Origin of the sequence: Acinetobacter uliginosus, assembly GCF_044130295.1 — a bacterium.
In the GTDB taxonomy this organism is placed as follows: Bacteria; Pseudomonadota; Gammaproteobacteria; order Pseudomonadales; family Moraxellaceae; genus Acinetobacter.
Window position 1 is genome coordinate 1 of record NZ_JBIQOC010000146.1, and the last position, 4643, is coordinate 4643.

Annotated in this window: 4 protein-coding genes and 1 pseudogene; 1 reads left to right on the plus strand and 4 read right to left on the minus strand. The window is 40.7% G+C overall.

Features of this window, described 5'->3' with window-relative positions:
• Positions 1-84: pseudogene (locus tag ACE01T_RS17120) on the plus strand (IS5/IS1182 family transposase); the annotation flags it as partial.
• Between the two features lie 291 nt (positions 85-375).
• Here the strand turns inward: ACE01T_RS17120 and ACE01T_RS17125 are convergent.
• The 4 genes from ACE01T_RS17125 to ACE01T_RS17140 all read right to left on the minus strand — a co-directional run bounded on the left by ACE01T_RS17125 (position 376) and on the right by ACE01T_RS17140 (position 4521).
• Positions 376-738 (minus strand): MmcQ/YjbR family DNA-binding protein, encoded by a 363-nt coding sequence (locus tag ACE01T_RS17125; protein WP_395519754.1) that lies wholly within the window; start codon positions 736-738, stop codon positions 376-378.
• Positions 739-815: 77 nt separating this feature from the next.
• Positions 816-2261, minus strand: coding sequence for a protein adenylyltransferase SelO (locus tag ACE01T_RS17130; protein WP_395519755.1), 1446 nt, complete (start codon positions 2259-2261; stop codon positions 816-818).
• Positions 2262-2362: 101 nt separating this feature from the next.
• Positions 2363-3529, minus strand: a complete 1167-nt coding sequence (locus ACE01T_RS17135; protein WP_086197513.1) for an acyl-CoA desaturase — start codon at positions 3527-3529, stop codon at positions 2363-2365.
• 281 nt (positions 3530-3810) lie between these two features.
• On the minus strand, positions 3811-4521 hold the full coding sequence (locus ACE01T_RS17140) for a glycerophosphodiester phosphodiesterase (RefSeq protein ID WP_180042874.1): 711 nt from the start codon (positions 4519-4521) through the stop codon (positions 3811-3813).
• Positions 4522-4643 lie beyond the last annotated feature (122 nt).

The window sequence follows — 4643 nt, forward strand, 5'->3', positions numbered from 1 at the left end:
AAGCTAAAGTGTAGCTATGAGGGTGCAGTTGCATTAGCTTGTATATTTATTTGGCTACCTTTATCGGGTAAATTCTATACTTGAAATGTCAACAGACCCTAATTATTGAAATTACAGACATAGGAGAAAATGTCTGAGGATATAATTCAATTAAATCTCTAATAAAAAGCCAACTAAATCTATTTCCTACTAAATTTAGCCAATTTCGCCTTTTTAATAGAGCTTGTACTTTGTAGTAATTATTTTCGATTTCTGTCTGAGTTAGTTGATCCTCAAATTCAAAATTTAGAAATTTATTGGCTTCTTGAAAATTTATTTCATAGAGTTTTGATTTCATATGTTTAAATAAAATAAATTGCGCTGTTTATAGCAATATCATTTTACGAGATTAAGTTTCAATCTCTGCCACTTATTTAATTTACTCACCACTAAATCATAAGAAGTTCTTATCAAATCCTGAACCAAAGTTGCATCCAGATGTTCATCCTCATAAACAGTTACCCAATGCTGTTTATTCATATGCCAGCCGGCACGAATATAGGGATAAATATCCCGTAGCATGGCACCATCATCCGGGATAACTTTTAAGTTAATCGCTGCCTGGCTTTCTAAATGAAAACTCAGCATAAAGACTTTATCCATGACTTTAAATACGTCACAGTCCGGGCCAAAAGGCTGGGTAATCGTTACTTCAGGTAGCTTTAAAGCAGTTTGGGAAGCAAGATTGTGTAAAGTCATAAGTTTGAATAATCCAAAATAAAACTGTGGATAATGCTGAAATTATCCACATTTCTCAAGTTGGTTGTGGATTAACTTTAGGAAGAACAGCTCACCATCACTTCTGGCACATCACTTGGCAATGGCGCTAAATCTTCAGGCTGTTCTAAATCAGGCTGTTTAATATAAGGTTGGCTTAGCAATTTAAACAGACGCTCGACTTCGGAAAAATCATCCCGTTCTGCCAGTTCAATGGCTTTCTGAGCCATGTGATTACGTAGAATATATTGTGGATTGGCTTTGGCCATTTCGGCATCCAGTTCATCAGTATCCTGATTCGCCCGAATGTTTTCATATTGAGCCAGGAAACTTTCAAACTGGCGGCGGTCCAGGCAGTCATCTTTAATGCTTTCATATTGCTTATTCTGTAAACGAATAAAGCCTTCGGTGTAGTCCAGTTGTTCCGTCTGTAAAATTTGCAAGAACACCATGCCACAATCAAAACTGCCTTTGTGGAAACTTGGCAGTCCCATTTTTTGACACAGTCCAAGGGTGTAATGTTCAAGAAAAGTAGTTTCAAAATGTTCTAAGCATTTAGCCAAATCTTCTTTGAACTGTTCTTTTTCCGCAGGATCTTTTTTGAGTTGAATCAGGTTGTTCAGCCACATCCATAAATTCCAGTGCCCAATACTCGGTTGTTGCTGATAGGTATAACGACCCTGATAATCCGAGTGGTTATTCATCCAGTTCGGACGAAAACGTTCCATAAATCCATAAGGACCAAAGTCGAGGGTTGAACCGGTGATATTTAGGTTGTCGGTATTCATTACCCCGTGAGCAAAACCGATCAGTTGCCATTTGGCAATCATCACTGCAGTGCGTTGGATGACCTTAGTGGCAAAAGCCAAAATCGGCTGTTCAGCTTGCAAACATTCAGGATAGTGCCATTCCATAGATTTCTGTACGAATTCTTCTAAAAGGTCGGGTTGATATTGGTTGATCCATTCAAAATGACCCAAGCGGATGTGGCAGTCTGAAGTCCGCAGCATCATGGCACCCGGTTCCAGCTTCTCGCGCTGTATGCCTTGGGTGGAAGAGGTGAAACCGACGGCATTACTCGAGGCAATGCCCAAAGCATTCAGGGCATGACCGGCTAGATATTCGCGAATCACTGAACGTAATACGGCACGTCCATCACCCATACGGGAGTAGGGGGTAGAGCCGGCACCTTTTAAATGCAGATCGATGGTTTGGTTTTTTTGATCCAGAATTTGCCCAATCAGCAAACCACGACCATCACCCAATTGTCCAGCCCATTGTCCAAACTGATGTCCGGCATAGACCATGGCCAACGGTTCAAATTCAGCAAAGGTTTTTTGTCCACTACAGATTTCCACCCATTGAGCTTTATCCTGTTCTGACCACTGTAATTCATCAGCCAGTGCTGCATTGAAATGACCAGCTTTGGCGCCTTTTAACGGAACAGGCATTTGATGATGATAAAGCTTGGGATTGAGCGAAGGGTAACGCGGATTAAATTGCATGGGACAATCTAAAAAATGGGGGGAGATGTGATCACTATAGCAAATTTAAACCACAAAAATGAATAAAGCCCCATTGTTGGGGCTTTATATTGAACCAGCTTTTATTCTGAAACTGGATTCTTTTTAATACTACGCATTAAAATTTTCAAGCTGTCGCGATGATGAACAAGGCGCTGTTCAACCAATTGGAAATCAACTTTAAGTTTGTTATCCATTTGATGAATTTTTTCAGCAACAGAGGCTTTCTTGACTTGAATCTCTTGCTCTTTCAGTGTTGCCCAGTCATTTAAAGTTTGGGTAAAAGCTTCGTATTCCTGAGCAATACGAAGTTTAGCCGTTGCCATATCTTCATTGACATTATGGCCATATACTGCCAAATCCTGTTCAGCATATTTAAAGCGCATTGCCAATTCTGCTTTTTTGATATTAAAGCTTGGAATGCGGCGTAAGTTTTTAGCTAAGCCCAGTTTTGAACAGGACCAGATCAACCATTTGGTCGGGTCATACTGCCACCATTTCACGCCGTTACGGTAATCGTACTGGAAAATGTGGTGGTAGTTATGATAACCCTCACCCCAAGTGGCAATGGCTAAAATGAAATTGTCACGCGCAGTGTTTTCGTCGGTATAAGGACGTTTGCCCCACATGTGACACAGTGAGTTAATGAAGAAAGTTACATGATGGCTCAAGATCAGACGGAGTAAACCACCCAATAACACGACGCCCCACATGTCACCCACAGCCCAGCCTACAGTGGTCAGAATGACTACGTGTACGGCAATCACCAGCGGAATGTAATATTTGTCTTGGAACATCACCACTTTGTCGTTTAACAAATCAGGTGCATTTTTATAGTTTGCTTCTGCTGCTGGATAGTTACGAAGCATCCATCCCATATGTGCATACCAAAAGCCATTATTAATTGAATAAGGGTCTTTCTCGACATCATCAACATGACGATGATGAGTACGGTGACCTGAAGCCCAGAATAAAATACTGTTCTGAACGGCAAAAGTACCCATAATCATTAAAATAATTTTTAATGGAAGAGTTGCTTCATAAGCACGGTGTGCCCATAAGCGGTGATAACCCGCGGTAATCCCTAAACTGCTAAAACCAAGCAGTACAAATAAGCTGATCCATGCGCCTAAGCTAAAATCATGATGATAAGCATATAAAGGGATAGCGATTACAGCCACAATTGGTAAAAAAACCAATGCAAACACTGCAATCCAGTTAATTGGGGCTTTGGGTAAGGGAGCATTCATCTCCAACAGCACTCCTAGAACCGTATAAGGGTAAGGTATAAATGAATTCTTAATTCAATACAAATTATAGGGATTAAGACTTCTTCAATATTAGCATGAGCGAACAAATCTTCACTAGCATTATTCTACAGGTGTATTGTACTAAACAGTAACAGAATACGGGGAAGGGTTGATTGATTTTATCGAAGGTCAAAGCTGCTTCCGTGAACAGCAGCGATGTGAGTCATTTTTGATTCAATAAATAGTGGATTGAGTCACAAAAGTGGGGGTAGAAACTTTTATTAAAGTTGTTCGAGCATCATTTTGGGAAAGTCGGTAATTAATCCGTCTATTCCCAAGCTTTGCAGATGTTTGGCACGCTCAACCTCATTGACTGTCCAGACACTGATGTCTAAATGTGCCTGTTGTGTGGCCTGAATCATCTCATCGCTTGCCAGCTGGTTCATCCAGCCAATTTGACAGCAACCGAGTTCTAAAGCCTGTTCAATAGCCAAATATTGAATGTCATCTTCAACCAGTAAGCCGCGTTTAAAAATCGAGTACTGCTGTTTTAAAGCCTGATGGATTTTCAGGTCAAAACTGGTAATGACCGCTGTTTCTTCAAAGCCGTGTAATTGTCTTTGTAATTCTAAAACCAGTTTTTCGGCTTCCGCCATGGTTGCCACTTCTTTGACTTCAACTTCAATATGCTTAAAGTCATGAATAATGCTCAGGGTTTGACGGAGGGTCGGGGTAAACTGTTTTTCCCAGTCCATCCAGATATGTGCCTGATTATAAGCTTCAAGTTGTTGGCTGTTTAATTCGTAAAGTTTTTGATCGATACCTGTAGTTCTTAGGAAATTGTCATCGTGCATGATGATCAGCTCATTGTCTTTGAGTTGACGGACATCAAATTCGACTGCACGGATGCCCAAGTCATGAATATACTGAAACCCGCCCAAAGTGTTTTCAGGGGCTTCACCACGTGCGCCACGATGTCCGATGATTCTCATAATGAACTCTTTTTTCTGTAAGCGTCCGCTGAATCCCATACCAATTTTAATTCGATTTAGGTTTCCAGCAGTGTGGCAGTAACTCTTCAATCTGGGTCACTTTATGTGTCGGCAGCCTTTTC

Coding starts and splice junctions, on each gene's coding strand:
- ACE01T_RS17140 (WP_180042874.1), bottom strand. CDS start 4,521: ATGAGAATCATCGGACATCGTGGCGCACGTGGTGAAGCCCCTGAAAAC.
- ACE01T_RS17125 (WP_395519754.1), bottom strand. CDS start 738: ATGACTTTACACAATCTTGCTTCCCAAACTGCTTTAAAGCTACCTGAA.
- ACE01T_RS17130 (WP_395519755.1), bottom strand. CDS start 2,261: ATGCAATTTAATCCGCGTTACCCTTCGCTCAATCCCAAGCTTTATCAT.
- ACE01T_RS17135 (WP_086197513.1), bottom strand. CDS start 3,529: ATGAATGCTCCCTTACCCAAAGCCCCAATTAACTGGATTGCAGTGTTT.